Annotated in this window: 16 protein-coding genes and 2 pseudogenes; 9 read left to right on the top strand and 9 right to left on the bottom strand. The window is 66.6% G+C overall.

The window, feature by feature from the left end; all coding sequences use genetic code 11:
- Window positions 1–117 precede the first annotated feature (117 nt).
- From Dvina_RS16910 to Dvina_RS16890, 5 genes and pseudogenes are all read right to left on the bottom strand, one after another.
- The gene (locus Dvina_RS16910; RefSeq protein ID WP_223103431.1) at window positions 118–813 is read right to left on the bottom strand and encodes a hypothetical protein; all 696 of its coding nucleotides are present in this window, start codon (window positions 811–813) and stop codon (window positions 118–120) included.
- 216 nt (window positions 814–1029) lie between these two features.
- Window positions 1030–1356: a hypothetical protein gene (locus Dvina_RS16905; protein WP_223103430.1), complete on the bottom strand. Its 327-nt coding sequence runs from the start codon at window positions 1354–1356 to the stop codon at window positions 1030–1032.
- Between the two features lie 46 nt (window positions 1357–1402).
- Window positions 1403–2134, bottom strand: a complete 732-nt coding sequence (locus tag Dvina_RS16900; RefSeq protein WP_223103394.1) for a hypothetical protein — start codon at window positions 2132–2134, stop codon at window positions 1403–1405.
- Window positions 2135–2681: 547 nt separating this feature from the next.
- Window positions 2682–2885, bottom strand: a pseudogene (locus Dvina_RS55715) (DUF4240 domain-containing protein); the annotation flags it as partial.
- A 124-nt stretch (window positions 2886–3009) separates the two neighbouring features.
- Window positions 3010–3492, bottom strand: coding sequence for a DUF1877 family protein (locus Dvina_RS16890; RefSeq protein WP_223103428.1), 483 nt, complete (start codon window positions 3490–3492; stop codon window positions 3010–3012).
- A gap of 198 nt (window positions 3493–3690) precedes the next feature.
- On the opposite strand from Dvina_RS16890, the gene Dvina_RS16885 reads away from it, so the two are divergent.
- Window positions 3691–4107, top strand: a complete 417-nt coding sequence (locus Dvina_RS16885; protein WP_223103427.1) for an MmcQ/YjbR family DNA-binding protein — start codon at window positions 3691–3693, stop codon at window positions 4105–4107.
- A 436-nt stretch (window positions 4108–4543) separates the two neighbouring features.
- Window positions 4544–6184 carry an AAA family ATPase gene (locus Dvina_RS16880; protein WP_223103426.1) on the top strand — a complete coding sequence of 547 codons (1641 nt, stop codon included), beginning with the start codon at window positions 4544–4546 and terminating at the stop codon, window positions 6182–6184.
- 170 nt (window positions 6185–6354) lie between these two features.
- On the opposite strand, the gene Dvina_RS16875 is transcribed toward Dvina_RS16880, so the two are convergent.
- The gene (locus tag Dvina_RS16875) at window positions 6355–6747 is read right to left on the bottom strand and encodes a tyrosine-type recombinase/integrase (RefSeq protein ID WP_246656263.1); all 393 of its coding nucleotides are present in this window, start codon (window positions 6745–6747) and stop codon (window positions 6355–6357) included.
- A gap of 304 nt (window positions 6748–7051) precedes the next feature.
- On the opposite strand from Dvina_RS16875, the gene Dvina_RS16870 reads away from it, so the two are divergent.
- Window positions 7052–7336 carry a hypothetical protein gene (locus Dvina_RS16870; protein WP_223103424.1) on the top strand — a complete coding sequence of 95 codons (285 nt, stop codon included), beginning with the start codon at window positions 7052–7054 and terminating at the stop codon, window positions 7334–7336.
- A gap of 127 nt (window positions 7337–7463) precedes the next feature.
- A complete protein-coding gene (locus Dvina_RS16865; RefSeq protein ID WP_223103423.1) occupies window positions 7464–8072 on the top strand; it encodes a hypothetical protein in 609 nt (202 codons plus the stop codon).
- Window positions 8073–8613: 541 nt separating this feature from the next.
- On the opposite strand, the gene Dvina_RS16860 is transcribed toward Dvina_RS16865, so the two are convergent.
- Window positions 8614–9252, bottom strand: coding sequence for a hypothetical protein (locus Dvina_RS16860; RefSeq protein ID WP_223103422.1), 639 nt, complete (start codon window positions 9250–9252; stop codon window positions 8614–8616).
- A gap of 680 nt (window positions 9253–9932) precedes the next feature.
- Between Dvina_RS16860 and Dvina_RS16855 the strand changes: the two genes are divergently transcribed.
- Both Dvina_RS16855 and Dvina_RS16850 read left to right on the top strand, forming a co-directional pair.
- The gene (locus Dvina_RS16855; RefSeq protein WP_223103421.1) at window positions 9933–10382 is read left to right on the top strand and encodes a hypothetical protein; all 450 of its coding nucleotides are present in this window, start codon (window positions 9933–9935) and stop codon (window positions 10380–10382) included.
- Window positions 10383–10841: 459 nt separating this feature from the next.
- Window positions 10842–11249, top strand: a complete 408-nt coding sequence (locus Dvina_RS16850) for a hypothetical protein (protein WP_223103420.1) — start codon at window positions 10842–10844, stop codon at window positions 11247–11249.
- Window positions 11250–11375: 126 nt separating this feature from the next.
- On the opposite strand, the pseudogene Dvina_RS55710 reads toward Dvina_RS16850, so the two are convergent.
- Together Dvina_RS55710 and Dvina_RS16845 are read right to left on the bottom strand one after the other, a co-directional pair.
- Window positions 11376–11717: pseudogene (locus Dvina_RS55710) on the bottom strand (SMI1/KNR4 family protein); the annotation flags it as partial.
- Window positions 11718–11917: 200 nt separating this feature from the next.
- Window positions 11918–12391, bottom strand: coding sequence for a MarR family winged helix-turn-helix transcriptional regulator (locus tag Dvina_RS16845; RefSeq protein WP_223103419.1), 474 nt, complete (start codon window positions 12389–12391; stop codon window positions 11918–11920).
- Between the two features lie 71 nt (window positions 12392–12462).
- On the opposite strand from Dvina_RS16845, the gene Dvina_RS16840 reads away from it, so the two are divergent.
- From Dvina_RS16840 to Dvina_RS16830, 3 genes are all read left to right on the top strand, one after another.
- The gene (locus Dvina_RS16840) at window positions 12463–13116 is read left to right on the top strand and encodes a DUF998 domain-containing protein (RefSeq protein ID WP_223103418.1); all 654 of its coding nucleotides are present in this window, start codon (window positions 12463–12465) and stop codon (window positions 13114–13116) included.
- 403 nt (window positions 13117–13519) lie between these two features.
- Window positions 13520–15901: a ricin-type beta-trefoil lectin domain protein gene (locus tag Dvina_RS16835; RefSeq protein ID WP_223103417.1), complete on the top strand. Its 2382-nt coding sequence runs from the start codon at window positions 13520–13522 to the stop codon at window positions 15899–15901.
- A gap of 45 nt (window positions 15902–15946) precedes the next feature.
- Window positions 15947–18631 (top strand): ricin-type beta-trefoil lectin domain protein, encoded by a 2685-nt coding sequence (locus Dvina_RS16830; RefSeq protein WP_223103416.1) that lies wholly within the window; start codon window positions 15947–15949, stop codon window positions 18629–18631.
- The last annotated feature ends 124 nt before the right edge of the window (window positions 18632–18755 follow it).

Genomic DNA, 18755 nt, shown 5'->3' with positions numbered 1-18755 from the left:
CGGATCGTGGCCATGAGCGCGGACCCGATCGTAACCGGAGGTGTCTTGGACGGAGGCGAAGTGGCGGCTCCTGACGCCACATGTTTTTGGTGAGACGATGGTTCACGGCTGGAAGGTTCATGGAGCGTACGACCGCCAGGCGAAGCGGGCGGTCAACGTCGGGTCGCCGTGCAGGAACTCGACGAAGGCCCGCACGACCTCGGCGATGTCGCTGATCTCGGTTCGGAAATGCCGTTCCATCGCGCCATCCTGGCGCTCCAGTGCGTACCAACCCGGGCGGGTGCCGGCCTGCTCTCCGTACCCAGCCTGGACGTACCAGCCGTCGGCCCGGGTGAGGATCGCGACGTAGTTGTCCCGGGACAGACGTACGAGAACCTTCCGCACCGTCTCCGGATCAGGGTCACGAACCGGGCGGCCGCGCTCTGAGGTCAACTCGAACCGCCACTTGACCCGCGCCCTCGTACGGAGCTGGTTGCGTTGCGGGTCGAAGCAATGCAGCCCGTGGTCCTCGGCCAGTTGCGCGGCCCAGCCCGAGACTTCCTCGCAACGGCTCCACACTATCGGGAAGTAGATCAACGGCCCGCAGGCGTCGTCGAGCAGCGGACCGGTCGACCACGGACTGTCCGCGCCGCCGTCGGTGCCGCGATCCGGATAGCGGTTCAGCAACGCCTGCACGTACGAGGTGATCCTCGGCGTCGGCGGCGCATCCTCGTCCGAGTCGACGTAGCGGTTGTACAACCGCTCGAACTCGGCGGCGGCCGCTGCATCGTCCGCCGGCCGATCGCCTTCCCAAACGGCGAGGTCATACGACATGGCGAGGATTGTCGCACCTCATGCACGCACGCCTCAGCATCGCGCCGCCAACAAGATCAGGTGCCCGCTCATCGGCACCGATCGTGAGCCACCTCGACGACAGCCACTCACGATCGGTGACGCTCGTCAGTCTTCGAGCGCCCGCAGCGGCATAGAAACCCGATCAGGCCGCAAGCGCGGGTAGGGGGCACGGCGGGTACCCGATCGAGGGTCGGATCAACTGGCCGGCTCATCCTCAGCAGGCGGGTGCTCAGCCTGTTGGAGGGCGTCGATCGCCTCGTCCCACAGGCGCTCCGTGGCCTGACGAACCTCGGGGTCGAGGTTACGGTGCACGATCCACTTGGCGTCGCCGATGCCTAAACTCATTGCTTCGGCGATGGCTCTGATCGCGATGATCGGCGAGCCGGAGGTCCGCAGCAACTCGGCGGCGATCGCATCTGCGTCGGCGCCGGCCGCGACCATCGGCCGGGCCACCTCTGCCAGCAGGCGGCTGCGTGCACGGAACTCGTCCAGGTCGGTCACGGCGGACAGCGTATCGCCCACGCGACGCACCGTCAGCGGCAGATCCGGTAAACCTGGATCGGTCCGCTCACAGGGCCTTCGGCGTTGGCCTGCGACGGCGCTGGCGTTGCAGGCCCGTCAGGTCAGTGATGTCGACGGTGCACCATTGCTGGTCTTCGGCTGCGAAGTGGCCGACCCATTCGGCGAACGTCCAGTCGGACTGCCCACTGGTGATCGACGCGGACGTTCGCAGCTTCGCCAGTGCCTCGGACTCCAGTGCCGTATCGCCGGTCGTCCGGGCAAGGATCACCGCCTGGACGATCCGGGCTTCTGCAGCGCCCTGGGGAGACGCGAGCAACCCGTCCCGCTCCCAGATTCCCTCGTGGCTGCCGTGGCCGGCCAGCAATAGCCGGCCGAGCTCGGCGCGGTCGTGCAGCATCCACAACATGGCGGGTACGTAGCGGCGACCATCCTCGACCAGCTGCGGGTCGAGCGGTTCACGGCCGTTGGGCCACGGGTAGATGCGGCGGCCGGCGACGTAGCGCCGCTGCCCGTCGACAACGGTCCACTCGTCGTCGCCTTGGAACTCTGCGCAGAAACCACGGCCGGCCATCAGGTTCAGTGCATCGTCGCGAACCTGGACCCCCCACTGCAGCTGGCCGGGCGGATGCATGATCGATACCTCGCGCCGCAACCCGTCGCTGTAGTACAGCGCACTGGCCGTCAGCTGATTGCCCAGCATCTGGTCCGGCTCGGGCAACCCCCACGCCACCAGCAACTGGGCGAATACCCGCGCCCGCGGCCTGGGCCGACCTGCCATGATCACACCCTACGCGGATCGGCGGCCTATACAGCGACAACAGGAGGTTGGTCACTGCAGGCGCCGCCAACGCGCTGTCTCAGCGGCAGGTCCGGTAACGAACCGAATCTAGGTCTGCGATCGAGTGCACCTGGCACCTTCAACGGCGACACGGGACGGTTCTCGCGGTGTTCGGCTCTATCCGGTCCAGGCTTTACCGAACAGTGCCCACAAGCGGGGAAACTGCCTGGCCACCTCGGCCGTGGACAGCTGGGCCTACTTGACGTCGTCCGGATTGGGGTCCATGCGTAGCCGGACGTGGCGCTCCTCCATGACAACGTCGCGGATGTCGCCCTCGATGTCGAGCCTCAACTCGCCGATCTCGCACGCCACGTATTCCAGCGATTCCCAGCTCGGGAAGTCTTCGTTCTTCCATGGCCGTGGAAGCGACGCCAGCCGAACGACCTGCGGTACGTCGGCCAGGCTGTCGGGATCGGCGATCGCCGCCGTAGGCGCGCCGCCCCAAGCCGACGAGCCACATCTGGAAGTAGTGGAAGAATTCTGAACCGCAGGGCGCGGTCATGATGATGTCCGCCGCTTGCCAGAGCCGATACGTGTTGGCCGGCTCCCGGGTGGCGGACAGGTGCTGGACGAAGTCAAACAGGTGACGGCGGGAGATCCGGCCAAGCCGCTCGCTCAGGAAAGTCTCCCGCTCGCGTTGTGATGGCCCAGCCGCACGCGACAACTCGATCAACGTCCAGAAGTCGTCCACGTCCACACCGATAAGCCTAGATCCACTCAGCACGCCAACTCGCGCCCACCCAACCACAACGAGGAGGGCAATCGGGTAGCGGCATGAGCGGAAGCCGGACGAGCCGCCGCCTCGATCTGTGGTCCTACTGATCGACGGTGAAGATGACAGCCCGCCCAGCGACAGCAGCCTTGCGGTAGAAGTCGCATACCTGAGTGAACCAGTGCCAGGTGTAGGCGAAGTCTTCGTCGCTGAGCAGGCCCTGGTAGCTCGCCGGGTCGATGCGGTCGTAGCGCTGCCGCATCCAGGTCTCGTTCACGGATTCGAGGGCCTCGGCGACCTGGGTCACCTCATCAGCCAGCACGTGGGCCACGACGTAGTCGTCGCCCTCGTAATGGTGGCCGCCGCCGAGCACCGCCATGTCGAGCGGGGACAGACGCCGGCCGCAGCCGAGCGTCCCGTCGCTCAAACACCGGTGTATGGCGTCCCACGCCTTGTCGGTCTCGCAGTCCAGCGGCTCAGCGTCCCAGTCGCCGATCTCGACGTCTTCGACAAACGCCCGAACCTCGGCGTCGTCGCGGGTCGCGATCCGCGCCGCTTCCTGTTCGGCTGTGAGCGCGAAGAACATCCCTCGACATGCACTGCCACACGGTACACGAGCCGCTCCGCGGTGCCTGCAACCACAAACACACCGCCAGTCGACACGCCACGCAGACGGGCAGCGCCGAACGCAGTCACGCCGCTCCCGCTCTGAAGGGATCACGAGAGACATCTGACGACGAGCGACCGGCGCACGAAGTCTGCTGCCAACCGTTACTGTCTGCCCATGTCCGGTCCTGGAGACGTGCCGCCGGAGATCCTGGACCGGCTGCGACCGATCTGCCGGCGGTTGCCCGACACATACGAGGAACCGGCCTGGATCGGCGTCCGTTGGCGGATCCGCACGCGGACAATCGCCCACGTCTACACGCCGGCCCCGGAACGTTTTCCGCTCGACGCCCAGCATCTGATCGCCGGTGAGGCACCGACCGTGATGACGTTTCGTGTACCGATCGACGACCTGCTCGGCCTGACCGCCCGCGGCTTCCCGTTCTTTCGCGCCCCATGGGGCCGCAACGTCGCCGCTACCACCCTCGGTGACCACACCGACTGGACCGAGATCGCCGAACTAATCACCGACAGCTACTGCGAGATGGCCCCGAAGTTCCTGGTCGCCCGAGTCGCCCCTCCGCCGAGCAGTTGACCCGCAGCACGGATGAGAGGACAGCAAGCCATCACCACCTGCAATGTCCCGATCAGATCGGAGCCCCGTATCGGTCTCGGGAAGGCATGAGCAAATGACCTGAAACCCAGCAGGCCAGGAGGCCTCAGCGGTCGCCACTCCCGGCACTCACTGCGGCCTCACCGTCTTGCCGCCGCGCAGGATCAGCGGCAGAAGCGGATGCCATCGGCGGCCGACCTGTGAGCGTCCTCTGCGGCGACGCAGCGGTTCGGTTCCTGGCGGAGGATGTCCGGAAGGGCCTGAAGGAACTGATGGCTCACCTCGCGCTTCGGTCGGCATCTACAAGGCGACTTCGGCGAGGTGCGGCACATGAGCGCTGAAAGCTCATTTACGCTGATGCCCGCCCCCAGGAGTCTGCTGGTGAAGAGGCATTCAACGTGAGGCGAGGAGTTCGGCGATGCTGCAGCCCCAGGAAGAGGGAGCCTCACCATTGATGCGGTGGGCTGTCCCTAGCCAAGACGGCTCGGAGCATATTGCCTTGTCGGTGACCGCGGGTGAAACCCTGGTCTTCGTCGGCCCCAATGGGGCTGGGAAGTCGGCCCTCAGTTTTTGGCTGAGTGTCAACAAAGGAGGCTCGCCCGCGCCGACGATCAGGGTCATCGCGCACCGCCGAATCTGGCTGTCCTCTGCTGGCGTGGAGATGACAACTAGCCAGCGGACGCAGCACGCGGCCAACTTCGCACTTTGGGACTCGGAACCTAGCTCTCGCATTACAGTCGTGGCCGACGAGCAACGATCGGCGAAGGTGCTGTACGACCTTCTCGCGAAGGTCAATGCGCGCAATGCCCTGGCCGCCGGCCGATACGACCGAGGCGAGGTAGCGGCTGCCGACGATGGCGTGGAAGAAAGTCTGCTGGCCAAGCTCGAGCGTGTCTTCGCGGCTGCCGGCATGGCTCTCCGCTTTCGTGTTACGGACATGGGTGGATTCGACGCCGTCACCGAGGCTGGTACCGCATACCCGATCTCCCAGATGTCAGACGGCGAGAAGGGAGCGTTCCTGCTGGCGTCAGAGGCACTGCTCGCCCCACCGGGTAGTGTGTTGCTGATTGACGAGCCCGAACGGCACTTGCACCGATCGATCTCGTCGGACTTCATCGTAGCCCTCACGCTAGAGAGGCCTGACGCCGGATTCGTTCTATTTACGCATGATCTCGATCTGCTGGGTAAATTGGACCCGACGTCTACGACAGTTTGTACTGTAAGTGCGGTCAGTTGGAACGGACAAGAGCCCTCGGGTTGGGCCATCCGAATGGAGGACGGGAAGTTAGACGTACCGGACTCCGTCCGGCAGGCAATTTTGGGGGGCCGATCAAAACTGCTGTTCGTGGAAGGCGAGGTCTCCAGCCTGGACTTTGCACTGTATCGCCTCCTCTTCCCTGATAGGACAGTCGTGCCGTGTGGGGGCGGCGACGGGGTCAAGCAGGCCGTCGCCGGACTTGATGACTCAGAGTCTTTCCACTGGGTTGATGGACGTGGCGTGCTCGATGGAGATGCGCGTAGCGCGGACGAAGTCGCCGCGATGGCGGCAAAGAAGATCCTGGTGCTGCCGGTCAACGAAGTCGAGAATCTGTACTACCTCTCCTGGATAGTCGACGCCGTCGCCGAGCATCAAGGCATGACGCTCGGGGAGGATGGGGCTTTGATGGCTGCCGACGCGCGAGCCGCAGCACTGACGTCGCTCAACGATCAGAACATCAAGCATCTGGCATCCGAGAATGCGATTAAGGTTCTTCGTCAGCATGCGATGGCGCAACTTCCCGCTGCCAATGAACTCATGCGGGCTGGGCCGACGGTGAACATTAACCTCGAGTCGACGTTTCGGACCCAAGAGGCGGACCTGCGAGACTGCATCAACGGTGCCGATTACGACGGCGTGGTTGAGCGCTTCTCGGTACGGAGTAGCGGGTTCCTGACCGCCTTAGCCAAGCGTCTTCGCTTTTTGAATCACGCCGACTACGAGAAGGCTGTCCGAGCCCGTCTGCGTAGCGCTCCAGAACTCCTCGACAGGCTCCGCACTGTCGTAGGGGACCTGCCCTAATCGCCGCCCTCGCATCATTATTCCTTCTCCGTCGCGGATAAGGAAGCGGGGATCAGACACCTGCCGCAATCGACCATACCGACACGGTGCGAGCGTACAGATGCACGCCTCTCGGCATGGTCGCAACCTTGATCACGTTTCCCAACATCGGCATGGTCGTGAAGTCGTGGTCAGGTTCCAGAGGTCATGTATGAGGCTGGGATGTAGTTGGGGTGGCGGTCGAGATTGTTGCGGGCCCGGTCGTAGCGCATCGTGGTGCGCGAGTCGGCGTGGCGGGCGGCGATCTGCACGTCGCGGAGGCTGACTCCGGCGTCGAGCATGGTCGTGACGAACGTGTGGCGGAGCATTCGTGGCATCCGGATGCCGGCGGCCGCGGCCAGGTGCCTGAGGCGCCGGGTGGCGGCGTGGCGATCCATGCGCCCGTCGCGCATGTTGCGCAGGATCGGTCCTTCGGTGCGGTCGCCGACGGCGCGTTCGATGGCCCGGGCGACCGTCGGCGGCAGGGGACGAGGACGACTTTGGTGCCCTTGCCGCGGACGCCGAGGTGCTACAACATCGCCCATTGGCATGAACGCTCGGGCGCCCACCTATCCGCCTTTGCCTTTGCGCGTATGATCCCGGAAGTGCCTGGTTCGGCACTCCCTACGCGACGGCGACGGCCGGCCCTCCACGATGGCAAGAGCTACAGAGGGGAATGCTGATGGTGCCGCCAAATCAGAGTTGGCCCGGCGGTCCACATCCGGCGCAGATTGCAGCACTTCAGGCCCAGGCTGCAGCTCACGCACAGCTAATTGCTCAGCATGAGTCGAGCGTGCGGCATTTGTTGCTGCTACGCCGATGACGGGCCGCTGGGAGTACCTTGCCCTGGTGCTTATCTATGCCACCGAACGCAAGCCTGCGGTCCCGCAAACCTGGACAAACACCTACCACCTCTACATGCCCGGTGAAGCAAACCCGGATGGAGAGACTGGTCCGATCGAGGGTTGGACGGAATGGGTTGTCCTGTTGAACCGACTTGGTGCGGAGGGATGGGAGCTGGCGGCTGGGTCGATCATGGATACGACGATCGTTGCCAGTACGCATGGCTGGACCCAGGTGGGTATACCGGTGCGACAGGGTTTTACCTTTAAACGAGAAGCCCGTCACTCATAGGTCCACGACATCGCGGGACCGGCTATGCAGCAAGGTCACCTGCCGCGAGTGGTGCTGAAGCATCATCAACGCTCGACCATTTCAGGGCCAATTCGCCGGGACGAGTGATTCCCTGGTCGACCGTGATGTGAAAGCGTTGTATCCGGCAGGGATTCTGAACCAATTGCTCGCCTACGGGCTCCTTGACGGAGGTCAACTGATGTCCAGTCCGGGTGGCCTTCTCGCTGGCTTCGTTGGCGCCAGTATCATCGCCACCATTGCTTCATTCATCGTGACCGGTCTGCTTCTAGCGATACTCGGTGCCGTGGTCGCCTTCCTCGTCTTGGCTGCGCTGGCCGCCACAACGGCGTTTGCATACGTCGCGGCGTTTACCGTAGCCAAGAACTCGCGCGACACCTCTTGGGTGGCCGAGGTATGCATCGCGCCGATTCTCGCACTGGCCGCGACCGCATGCTTTTTTGCGATTGACCCAACATCTGATGCGGTGCGCGCCTGGTGGTTGAATATCATTACCTCTGCGGGATACGATCCCGAGAACTTGCACTGGCCGTGGTGGATGATAGTGGTCGGAATAATCGGCGGCCTGCTTGGCATTGTTCTGGTTTTTGGGGCGCCATATTTATCGGCCAGGGCGCTGGCATCACCGCGCCGCGCATGGCGGATTGGCGGCACCCTTCTGCTGGTGGCTGCGACGGTCTATTGGAGCAACGTCCTCGCCTACCAGTTCTCCGGATAGGTGGTCGGAATTTCGTTGAGCCGCTGGAACCTGCCGTTCGTGCTCCCACTTGACGCGGGTCCTGGTTAGGGAGGCTGGAGCACTGGAGCGAGCACCGCAGCCGACACCCGAACCCAGAATGACCGGACGCACTGACATCGGCATGAGCGCGCACGTGCTGCAGGGTCGGACGGGCAGCGGGGCCCGGCAAGTATCGCGCGGTGATACTGCCGGCATCCGCCGAACGGCTCAGGCTCCGGGCGTCGTTCCACCGGCGGACCGCGCCGACCGGCAATGCAATGCCCTCGAGGAAGATCCGCCGGTTCGTATGGTGCATCGTCCGCTCCACCATGAGACTGACCTGCACGTTCGTACCGAGCATGCGATGCAGTGCGCGAACCGGGAGTTGGCCGGTCGGGTGTTGAGTCGGCTGCTCGGTGCTCGCGTCAGACGCGCCACGCGGTGGGGTCCTGGTAGTGGTTCGCGACGCCGTCGCGGAGGACCGTGCGCAGCTGGGGCAGGTGTTCGGTGTCTTCGGGCAGCTGAAGGCTGTCCAGCAGCGTCAGGGCTCAGCGGGATCAAGGCTGCCGTGGACGGCGTGGTAGCTGCCGAGCAGGGCACGGAAGACCGCCGGCCGCAGCTCGACGACGGTGCCCGCGCTCTGAAAGACGTCACGCTTGTCGTTCCAGCTGACCGAACCTGAGTCCTGCAGGACGTGGCGGGCGCGTAAATGCAGCGGGCCGGTAGCCAGGTCGGGGCGGCGGCCGGCCGCCGCGACGTGGCGGACGTCGTCGCCGACCAGCGCGTCGAAGGCGGTCCTGGCGGTGTGTCCGACGAACCAGTAGGTCCTCAAGTGCAGCCGCAGGTTCTCGATCGGCTCCGGGACCGACATCCGGTCGCGGAAGCCGGACCAGAAGGCTTCGGCGACCGCTGGGGCGGTGTTGTCGAGGACGTAGGCGTTGAGATGGACCAACACAACGAACGCGCCGGTCAGGTCGAGCAGGCCGAGCGCCGTGTGCACGCGTTGTACGGCGGTCAGGCTCTCGTCGGCAGTGATCGCGAACGCGGTGTCGAAGGCCACGTCCTCGTCCGATGTCTCGGCCGACGGCGTGCCGTCCCACCGCCACCGACCGGGTCCGATGGGCGTGAACCCGAAACCGGCCAGGTACCGCAAGGCCAGGTCGGCATCGGTCGTCCTCACCCGCCGGAGTGGGCCCGGGGTGGGCTTGAACGTCCACGTGATTGCGTGGGCAAGGCGGAGCCGAGATGTAGACCGCGAGCCCAGGCGGCCAAGAAGGCAGCACGCACCCGACCTGCAGCTGCGACGCCGAAAATCGGCATGAGTGGACGCTGCTGCAGGTGCGGCCGCAGCGGCCCGGGATCGGCAGGCATCGCCCGTGGTGCTGTCACCATCCATTGGCTCTCTTCGGATCTCGGCGAGCCGTGATCGAACGGTAGCCGGCAGGCGCAGCCCGGCCGCGTCGTCGACACCACATCGACGCTGACGTTTGCCACCGTCGATGAGCCCGTCGCCTGCCGGTGCGAAGCAGGGAACCGGCGCGGCGGCGAACACCAGCAGCCGGCAACTGCCGGGTTGATGGGACTCAGCGAGCGTGGACGGCGGCATGTGCGTGAACGTGAGCGAGCAAGTCGGCGTGGCTCGTCGCGACGAGCCGCTGTCCGAGCGGAGCTGGATGTCGCCATCGGGCCGGGCGTCCGGGGGCCGGTCAGGTGCGGCTTTGTCCATACGACACTCACCCGCGGAACGCGGTTATACCGTGGACGTACCGACACGGCCGGCCGTTACCCGGGATCTGGTGCACTGCCGCAACGACTCTTGTGCGCACGTCCCGGAGGCCGTTCTAGGACAAGGAGAGGTCCATGGATCCCGAAGCAGCCCGTCCCGCCGGCGCCTTTCAAGCCGTAGCAGAAGTCGACGCCTCCGGCTCCCGCGCTTCCGAGCCGGCGTCGCAGGCCGCCAGCGCTACGTTCGGCATCAAGCTGTCACACAACGGCCTGGCGCTGGGCTGGCTCGGCCGGAACTCGTCCGGCTGGGCCGTGCTCGCAGACTCCCCGTTGCTGCTCGAGCAGTACATCTATGACGGGAAGACATACTTCAGGGTTCCAGGCGAATCCAAATACATGTCAATCAGCGACCAGTCGTACGTCGGCTTCTATGCATGGTCCGGGGCAACAGTCTTCCATCAGGAGGGCGAGCACCTCGTGTCTGACTACAATGGACAAAAGCTGTCGATGTACTCGACCGACAACGGCTACCTGTACTGCTGGGACAAGTACACGGTGCTTGAGGTACAGCTCACGTCCCCGTAGTCGTCGAGTCAGCAGCACGGCCGTGGACCGGCTGCGGGCGTGCCGGCCAGACGTTCATGCGGCGTCGCGGAAGCGAACAAGGGTCGAGTGCTCGGTCGTCGCTGCTTCAGCCACCAGCTCTCCGAAGCGACATCCCACTGGTAGTACTGCCATACGAAGCGGCAGGCCGGTTCGTATGCCTACTCGATGGTCATGACCGGCTGGGCGGGTCTCGACACCTGCCTGAGGCTACCGGGGCGTGCGCTCGCGAGAGCTGATATTGCGTGAGGTCGCGACTGGACGGCTCACCGGCCGACCGGATGCCGCAGAGTTCCCCGGATTGGCCACCGCCGGTGACGGCATCCGGTCGCCTGCCGCGCACACGCAGCGGCATAGCGGATGATGGATCATGAGCAGCGTGGAGGCGCGGACCATCATCCGCCTGGTTGGCCGGCTCAGGCACGTCCGTTGCGAGCAGAGATGATCAGACTGCAGCCCGTCGAGCGGGACGCGAACGACCGTGTGGTGCCGGTGGAGGACTTGCCGGCCGTCTACGGCGCTACCGCCGCCGACAACGGTCCGACGTTCACGTACACCCCGGACGAGGTGAGCCGGGACGACGACGTGGTCGAGGTGGTCATCGTCGGGCTGATCGACGACGACTGGTGCTACGTGTCGATGCTGGACGCGCAGGATTGGTCTGATCTGTGGGACACCGAGGACGAGACCGACGCAACGGCGCTGGTGGAGATCGTCCTGGCCGGCCTTCCGACTTTTGTCCCACGGGCCGCGATCGTACCGCGGACGGTGGGGCTCGCCGCGCTTGTCAGTGCCCCGACGTTCTCGCAGGTGCCGTCCACATTCACCTGGAGGCGACAGCCCCGATAGCCGAAGGCCGCACGCTGCTTGCCGACACGCACCAACAGCGGTGCGCGGCTGCCCGGCCAGCCACGCGGCGAACCATTCGGGCAGCGTCAGGTGGAGTTTGTACCGTTCGCCCTGGTCCAACCACCACATCTGACCCAGCGGGTGCCGGCAGTCCAGCAGGGCCCACATGACGCAGCCGAAGTCGCAGAAGAACACGACCCCGCGTGGTAGGGCGGGCGGCTCGTCCGGGTCATCCCACGCGCCTGGAGGCTCGTCTGTCGACTCACCGAGCGTGAAGTCACCGCCGGTAACGGCTTCGATCCCGCTGGACGGGCCGACGCCGCCGTTGGCGAGTTCCAGATAGATGCGCCGCGCCAACGGCGGCAGCGGATAACCGATCGCCGCCTCAGCACGCCGAACGTCCGCCTCGGACAACGGCACCCGTGGCGGCAGTGCATCATCCAGATCCGTCGGCCGTCCCAGCTCCATTCGCTGGCGGATCGCCTCGAAGATCTCATCGTCGGTCACGCTGCCGGACTCTACGTGCGCGTCACCAGCCCATGAGCCCGCTGGACGTCCGGCCGCGCGAGTCGCGGTATGAGCGGATGCCAAGAACGCGGGGTGGAACCGCGATGTGCCCGACCCGGGCGGCCGCCTGCGGTAGGTGGCATTGCAGAGTGCTTGAGACCCTACGTGCTGCTGGGATCGGCACGGATGATCGCGGCCTGCTCCCGGGCGAGGGTTCGCATGCGACCGAAGAGGTCGAGCAGCACACGCAACTGGGTGTCGTCATAGTCGGCGAGTGCAGCGTTCCAGCCGGCGGCCATCCCCTCGAACAAGGGTTCCACCTCGCCGAGACGAGCGTGAACCGGCTCGACGATGACCCGTCGCCGGTCCACCGTGTCGTGGATTCGCCGGACCCAGCCGGCCCGTTCCAGTCGGTCGATCATTCGTGTCACTGCACCGCTGGTCAGCCCGGTCCGCTGGGCCAAGTCCCCGGCTGTGGCGGAGCCCTGCTCCAGCAGCGCGGTCAGGCACTTGAAATCGGCCAGGCCCATGCCGAGGCGATCCGCCACTGCCTGCTGGACCAGGATCGCGTCGGTCACCGCCTGCGTCAGTGTCGCCTGGAGTTCGGCGATCAGCGCCTGGCGTGACCTTGACATGACCCGACTATACCGGCGCATAATCTGCAACGTCATTTATCTGCATGATGCAGATACTGAATGGAGCAGATATGTCAAGCGCCCGCCTGTATGCCGGTATCGCCGGGCCCGCCCTGTTTACAGTGGTGACGCTGACCGAAGGGCTCACCCGGCCGCACTACCACCCCGCTCGCGAGCTGATCAGCGAACTGGCATTGACCTCGCGCGGCTGGGTCCAGATCGCGAACTTCCTCACCATCGGGCTGCTGCTCATCGCGTTCGCCACCGGCCTGCGCCAAATGGTCCACAGTGGACCGGCCTCCGTCTGGGGTCCGCGCTGGGTCATGCTGACGGGCGTCGCGCTCATCGCCGCCGGCGTCTTCGTGACCGATCCCGGTCCGCACTATCCACCCGGCGCGACCTCCCAGACGTCATGGCACGGGGTGCTGCACCAGATCGCCGGCCTGCTGGTGTTCCTCAGTCTTGCCATGACCGCATTCATCTACGCCCGACGATTCGCTCGACCCTACGGCGTTGCGGCGGGCACACTTATCGTTGCCCTGTTCCTAGGCGCCAGCGTCATGCTCGGACTCAGCTTCGCCGGCACCTGGAGCGACGCCCCAGCCGGCCTGCTGGAGAGCCTGTCGCTATACCTCGGCCTCGCCTGGCTGGTCGCCCTCGCGGCCCACCTGCTCCGCGCGAGGTCTTCGCGCGGCTCACAACATCCCGAAGTCCGGGAGCCCTGATCGGGTGAGCGCTCATCGGCCCCGGCCGGGCGGCCGATCTCGCCAGTCGGCCGCCCGCAATCAGTGACGAGTCTCTGCGGCGCGGCGTTGCGGCAGTTCAATGGGTGGGCTCCCAAGTCAGGCACTGATCTTCCGCACACACCAGGATCATCTTCGCGCGCATCGCCCTTGGCACCTCACAGCAGCTCATGAGGCGAACTCGGGCGCGGCACCGCGGCTCCGCTGCTGGTCGGCGGCAAGCCCTCCAGAACTCAAGTCGTATGATGTCTGCCGCCGACCAGGCGAACCAGTCCATGTAAACAGCCTCAGTAACTTACACACTCATTGAAGATCACCACTTGACCGTGGACAGACATCAGACGTCTCATGTCCTGAGCACTTGACGACTCAGGAGGGACGGCTCATGCCGAGAACAGCGAACCGTTTGCGCATCACGATAGGGCTGGCGGTGGTGGCCGCGAGCGCACTCGTCGCGGTCGCCTCCCCGGCGCAGGCGGCGACGGCGATCACGATCGACGGCTCGTCGGGCGGGCGGGTGCTCGACGGTGTAGGTGCGGTCAGCGGCGGCGGCGGCAACTCGCGGCTGCTGATCGACTACCCGGAGCCGCAGCGCAGCGACATCCTGGACTACCTGTTCAAGCCGGGCTCCGGCGCGGCGATGCAGCTGCTGAAGGTGGAGATCGGCGGGGACACCAACTCGACCTCCGGCGCGGAGCCGAGCCACGAGCACACGCGGGGCAGCATCAACTGCAACCGCGGCTACGAGTGGTGGCTGATGGAGCAGGCCAGGTCGCGCAACCCGGGCATCAACCTGGTGGGGCTGGCCTGGGGCGCCCCCGGCTGGATCGGCAACGGCAACTTCTGGTCCAACGACTCGATCGACTACCTGCTGGCCTGGCTGGACTGCGCGGGCACACACGGGCTGACGATCAACTACCTCGGCGGGTGGAACGAGAAGGGCTACAACGCCGGCTGGTACAAGAACCTGCGCTCCGCCCTCAACGCCCGCGGCTACCAGAACGTGAAGCTCGTGGCCTCCGACGACTTCGGCTGGGCCGCCGCCGACGAGTCGCTGCGCGACCCGGCGTTCGCCAGCGCGGTGTCGGTCTTCGGCAGCCACTACGTCTGCGGCTACCGCAGCGCGCAGAGCAGCTGCCCCAGCTCCGGCAACGCCGTGGCCACCGGCAAGGCACTCTGGGCCAGCGAGAACGGCTCCGACGACTACAACGCCGGCGCCGCCGCCCTCGCCCGCGGCATCAACCGCGGCTACATCGACGGCAAGATGACCGCGTACATCAACTGGCCCGTCATCGCCGCCATCACACCCAACATCCCGTGGGCCACCACCGGCGTCGCGGTCGCCCAGCAGCCCTGGTCCGGCTCCTACTCGATCGGCCGCAACGCCTGGGTGATGGCGCAGACGACCCAGTTCACCGCGCCCGGCTGGCGCTACCTCGACAGCTCGAGCGGCTACATCGGCGGCAACCGCGCCAACGGCAGCTACGTGTCGCTGCGCTCCCCCGGCGGCGCCGACTACAGCACCGTGGTGGAGACGATGGACGCGTCCGCCGCCCAGACGCTGAACCTCACCGTCACCGGGGGCCTGTCGACCGGCACCGTGCACGTGTGGTCGACAAATGTCAGGTCGTCCAACCCGGCCGATTACTTCGTGCGCGGCGCCGACATCACGCCGTCCGGCGGCCGTTTCTCGCTCACCGTCCAGCCCGGCTACGTGTACAGCTTCACGACCACCACCGGGCAGGGCAAGAGCACGGCGACCAGCCCGGCGCCGGGCAACCTCCAGCTGCCCTACAGCGACACCTTCGACGGCTACGCCACCGGGCGCGAGGCGAAGTACCTCATGGACCAGCAGGGCTCGTTCGAGATCACCGGCTGCGGCGGCGGCCGCACCGGGCAGTGCGTGCGCCAGATGTCAGAGCAGGCCCCGATCTACTGGACGTCCGGCCACGCCGAGCCGTACACCCTGCTCGGCGACCTGTCCTGGCGCAACTACACCTTCTCGTCCGACGTCATGCTCGAGAAGTCCGGCTACGCCCAGCTCATCGCCCGCGGCAACACCTACAACCACCAGGGCCCGCAGAACCTCAACGGCTACTACTTCCAGGTCACCGACACCGGCGCGTGGTCGATCCGCAGCAACAACACCAGCGGCAACTGGCGGACCCTCGCCAGCGGTACCGTGGCAGCGCTCGGCACAGGCCGCTGGCACACGCTCGCGCTGACGCTCAACGGCGGCGCCCTCAGCGCGTCGATCGACGGCACCACCGTCGGCAGCGTCTCGGACACCACCTGGGTCGCCGGCCAGGTCGGCTACGGCACCGGGCAGGGCGTCACCGCCCAGTTCGACAACCTGTCGGTCACTGCGGCCGGCGGCTCCACCGGCCCGACCGGCCAGATCCGCGGCGCCGGCTCCAACCGCTGCCTCGACGTCAACGGCGCCAGCACGACCGACGGCGCCGTCGTGCAGATCTGGGACTGCAACGGCGGGGCCAACCAGCAGTGGACGCTCACGTCGGGCAACCAGCTGACCGTGTACGGCAACAAGTGCCTGGACGTGCCGGGCACGGCCAACGGTACCCGCGCCCGCATCTGGACCTGCAACGGCGGCACCGGCCAGCAGTGGCGCGTCAACGCCGACGGCACGATCACCGGGGTCGGGTCCGGGCTCTGCCTCGACGTCAACGGCGCCGGCACCGCCAACGGTGCCGCCGTGCAGCTCTGGACCTGCAACGGCGGCTCCAACCAGCAGTGGATCCGGACCTGACCAGCACGTTTCCCGCCTGACACCCCACGCCGAAAGGAACCGAGCGTGAGACCCGCTCCCACCCTGGCCACCCTCGCGGTGCTCCTCGCCGCCGCGCTGGTGCCCGCACTCGCCCACCCGGCCCCGGCCGCAGCCGCCATCCAGGCCACGTACTACGTCGCCCCGGACGGCGACGACGCCAACCCCGGCACGATCACGGCACCCCTGCGCACCGTGCAGCGCGCCCGGGACGTCGTGCGCACGGCCAACGCGAACATGAGCGGCGACATCGCCGTGTACCTGCGCGGCGGCACCTACCCGGTCAGCGCCACCGTCGAGTTCGGCCCGGGCGACTCCGGCATCAACGGCCACCGGATCGTCTACGCCGCCTACCCGGGCGAGACGCCGGTGCTCAGCGGCGGCGTGCCGGTCACCGGGTGGACGCAGCACAGCGGCAACATCTGGAAGGCCCCGCTCGACCGCGCCAACAAGCTGCGGGCGCTCTACGTCAACGGCAAACGGGCGTTCATGGCCGCCAAGACAATCAACTCGGCGGGGTGCTACGGGACGTACACCGTCACCGCCGGGCAGGCGCCGTGGGCATGGGAATCCGGCTCGGAGTGCGACGGGTCACGGTACAGCCTCAGCGACTTCCCCGCCGTCGCCCGCAACCAGGACGACATCGAGATCGAGACCGCCACGACCTGGACCACGGCCATCGTGAGCGTCCGCCAGGTCACCACCAGCTCCGACGGGGGCGGCCGGGTGGCGCTGTACCAGCAGCCGGGCGGGGCCATCGCCCAGGGCGCGTACAACGGCGACGCCCAGGCCGGCGGCTCGCACAAGGTGATGAACGCCTACGAGTTCCTGGACTCCCCCGGCGAGTTCTACTTCGACAAGACGAGCCGGGTCGTCTACTACTACAAGGCCTCCTCCGAGGACATGACGACGGCGTCGGTGGTCGCACCGAACAACGTCGCCACCGTCCTGCGGGTCGCGGGCACGTCCACGAGCGGCCACACCCGCAACATCACCTTCTCCGGGCTCACCGTGGCGCACTCCGACTGGAACCTGTTCAACGTGGCCGGCTCGTCGTTCAAGCAGGCGCAGCAGGGCAACCTCGGCAACACCGCCTACGCCAGGCGCAACTTCCACGACTACTACTACCGCAACGTCGACGTCGCGCCCGGCATCGTCGAGATCAGCAACGCCGACGGGATCCGGCTGGAGCGCAACCGGATCGAGCACACCGGCGCCGACGGAATCAACATGGCCAACGACGTGCAGAACACCCAGCTGGTCGGCAACGCCACCAACGACATCGCCGGCTCGGCGGTGGTGGTCGGCCATCCCCAGCACGTGTACATCGGCGACGGCACGTCGAGCAACCACGAGAAGTACTCCCCGCAGGTCGAAGGCCTGTGCAAGAACATCGACATCAGCAACAACTACCTCTACGACAGCGCCGTGCTGTTCAACGGGCACAGCCCGATCTCGGCGTACTTCGCCGACACGCTGTCGATCCAGCACAACCGGATCGAGAAGGCCCCGTGGTCCGGTATCACACTGGGCTGGGGCTGGTGGAACTTCGACGGCTCCTCCGGCTCGGTCGCGCCCAACCGGCCGACCACGACGGCGCGCAACAACACCATCAGCTACAACCACATCATCGACACGGTCCAGCGCCTCAGCGACACCGCCCCGATCTACACACTGGGCAGCCAGCCCGGCACGACGATCAGCAACAACTACCTCGAGGGCGTGCCGGCCGGGCACAAGTACGGGCTGCACCCCGACGAGGGCTCGGCGTACATCACCTTCCGGGACAACGTGCTGAGCGTCGACAAGAACGTCACGTGGCTCATCAACTCCGACGACTTCGGGCGCAAGCACGACCTGAGCATCACGCAGACGTACGGCCCCATCAACAAGGTGTCGAACAAGAACCTGCCGAACAGCACCGTCCAGGACATCCTCGTCTCCTCCGACTACGTGTGGCCGGCGGCGGCCTACGGCATCGCCGTGAGCGCCGGGCTCGAGGACGCCTACCGGGACATCGTCGCGCCGGGCCGGGTCACGCCAGCGAACTACGCCCTGCCCGCCAGCACGTTCACCGGTTCCGGGGCGACCTCGGTGCCGATCCGCAGCACCGGCGACGCGAGCCGGACGGTGTGGCTGGCCCCGTCCGGTACGACAACGTTCGCCGCCGGCCCGACGATGACCTCCGCCTCCGGCACCGCGACCTCCATCGCCGTGCCGGCGACGGCCGGCGACTACCGGCTCTTCGTCGTCGACGCCCAGGGCAACCGCTCGGCCGAGTCGGCGTGGATCGTCCGGCGGACGGGTGGCGGCAGCAGCGGCACCGGCTCCACCATCGTGGGCACGGCGTCGGGCCGCTGCGTCGACATCGCCGGTTCCTCGACGGCCAACGGCACGGCCGCCCAGCTGTGGGACTGCCACGGCGGCACGAACCAGCGCTTCACCCCCACGTCCGGCCGGCAGCTGCAGGTGTACGGCAACAAGTGCCTCGACGCCTCCGGCCGCGGCACCACGAACGGCACCGCCGTCGTGATCTGGGACTGCAACGGACAGACCAACCAGCAGTGGAACGTCAACGCCGACGGCACCATCACCGGCGTCCAGTCCGGGCTGTGCCTGGACGCCAACGGTGCCGCCACGGCCAACGGCACGAAGCTCGTGCTCTGGTCCTGCAACGGCGGCGCCAACCAGCGCTGGACGCTGCGCAGCTGACCGCCGCGCGTGGCCGCCGGCGGGGTGCGCACCCCGCCGGCGGTCACGCCCGGCAAGCCCACGGCGGGCCGTCGGCGGCCTGCCTTGCCGCGACTCGACGATACGAATGCTCTGGATGCGTCGG

Origin of the sequence: Dactylosporangium vinaceum (genome assembly GCF_019904175.1) — a bacterium.
In the GTDB taxonomy this organism is placed as follows: Bacteria; Actinomycetota; Actinomycetes; order Mycobacteriales; family Micromonosporaceae; genus Dactylosporangium; species Dactylosporangium vinaceum.
The sequence above is the reverse complement of the archived record's forward strand: the minus strand, read 5'-3'. Positions and strand labels throughout refer to the sequence as shown.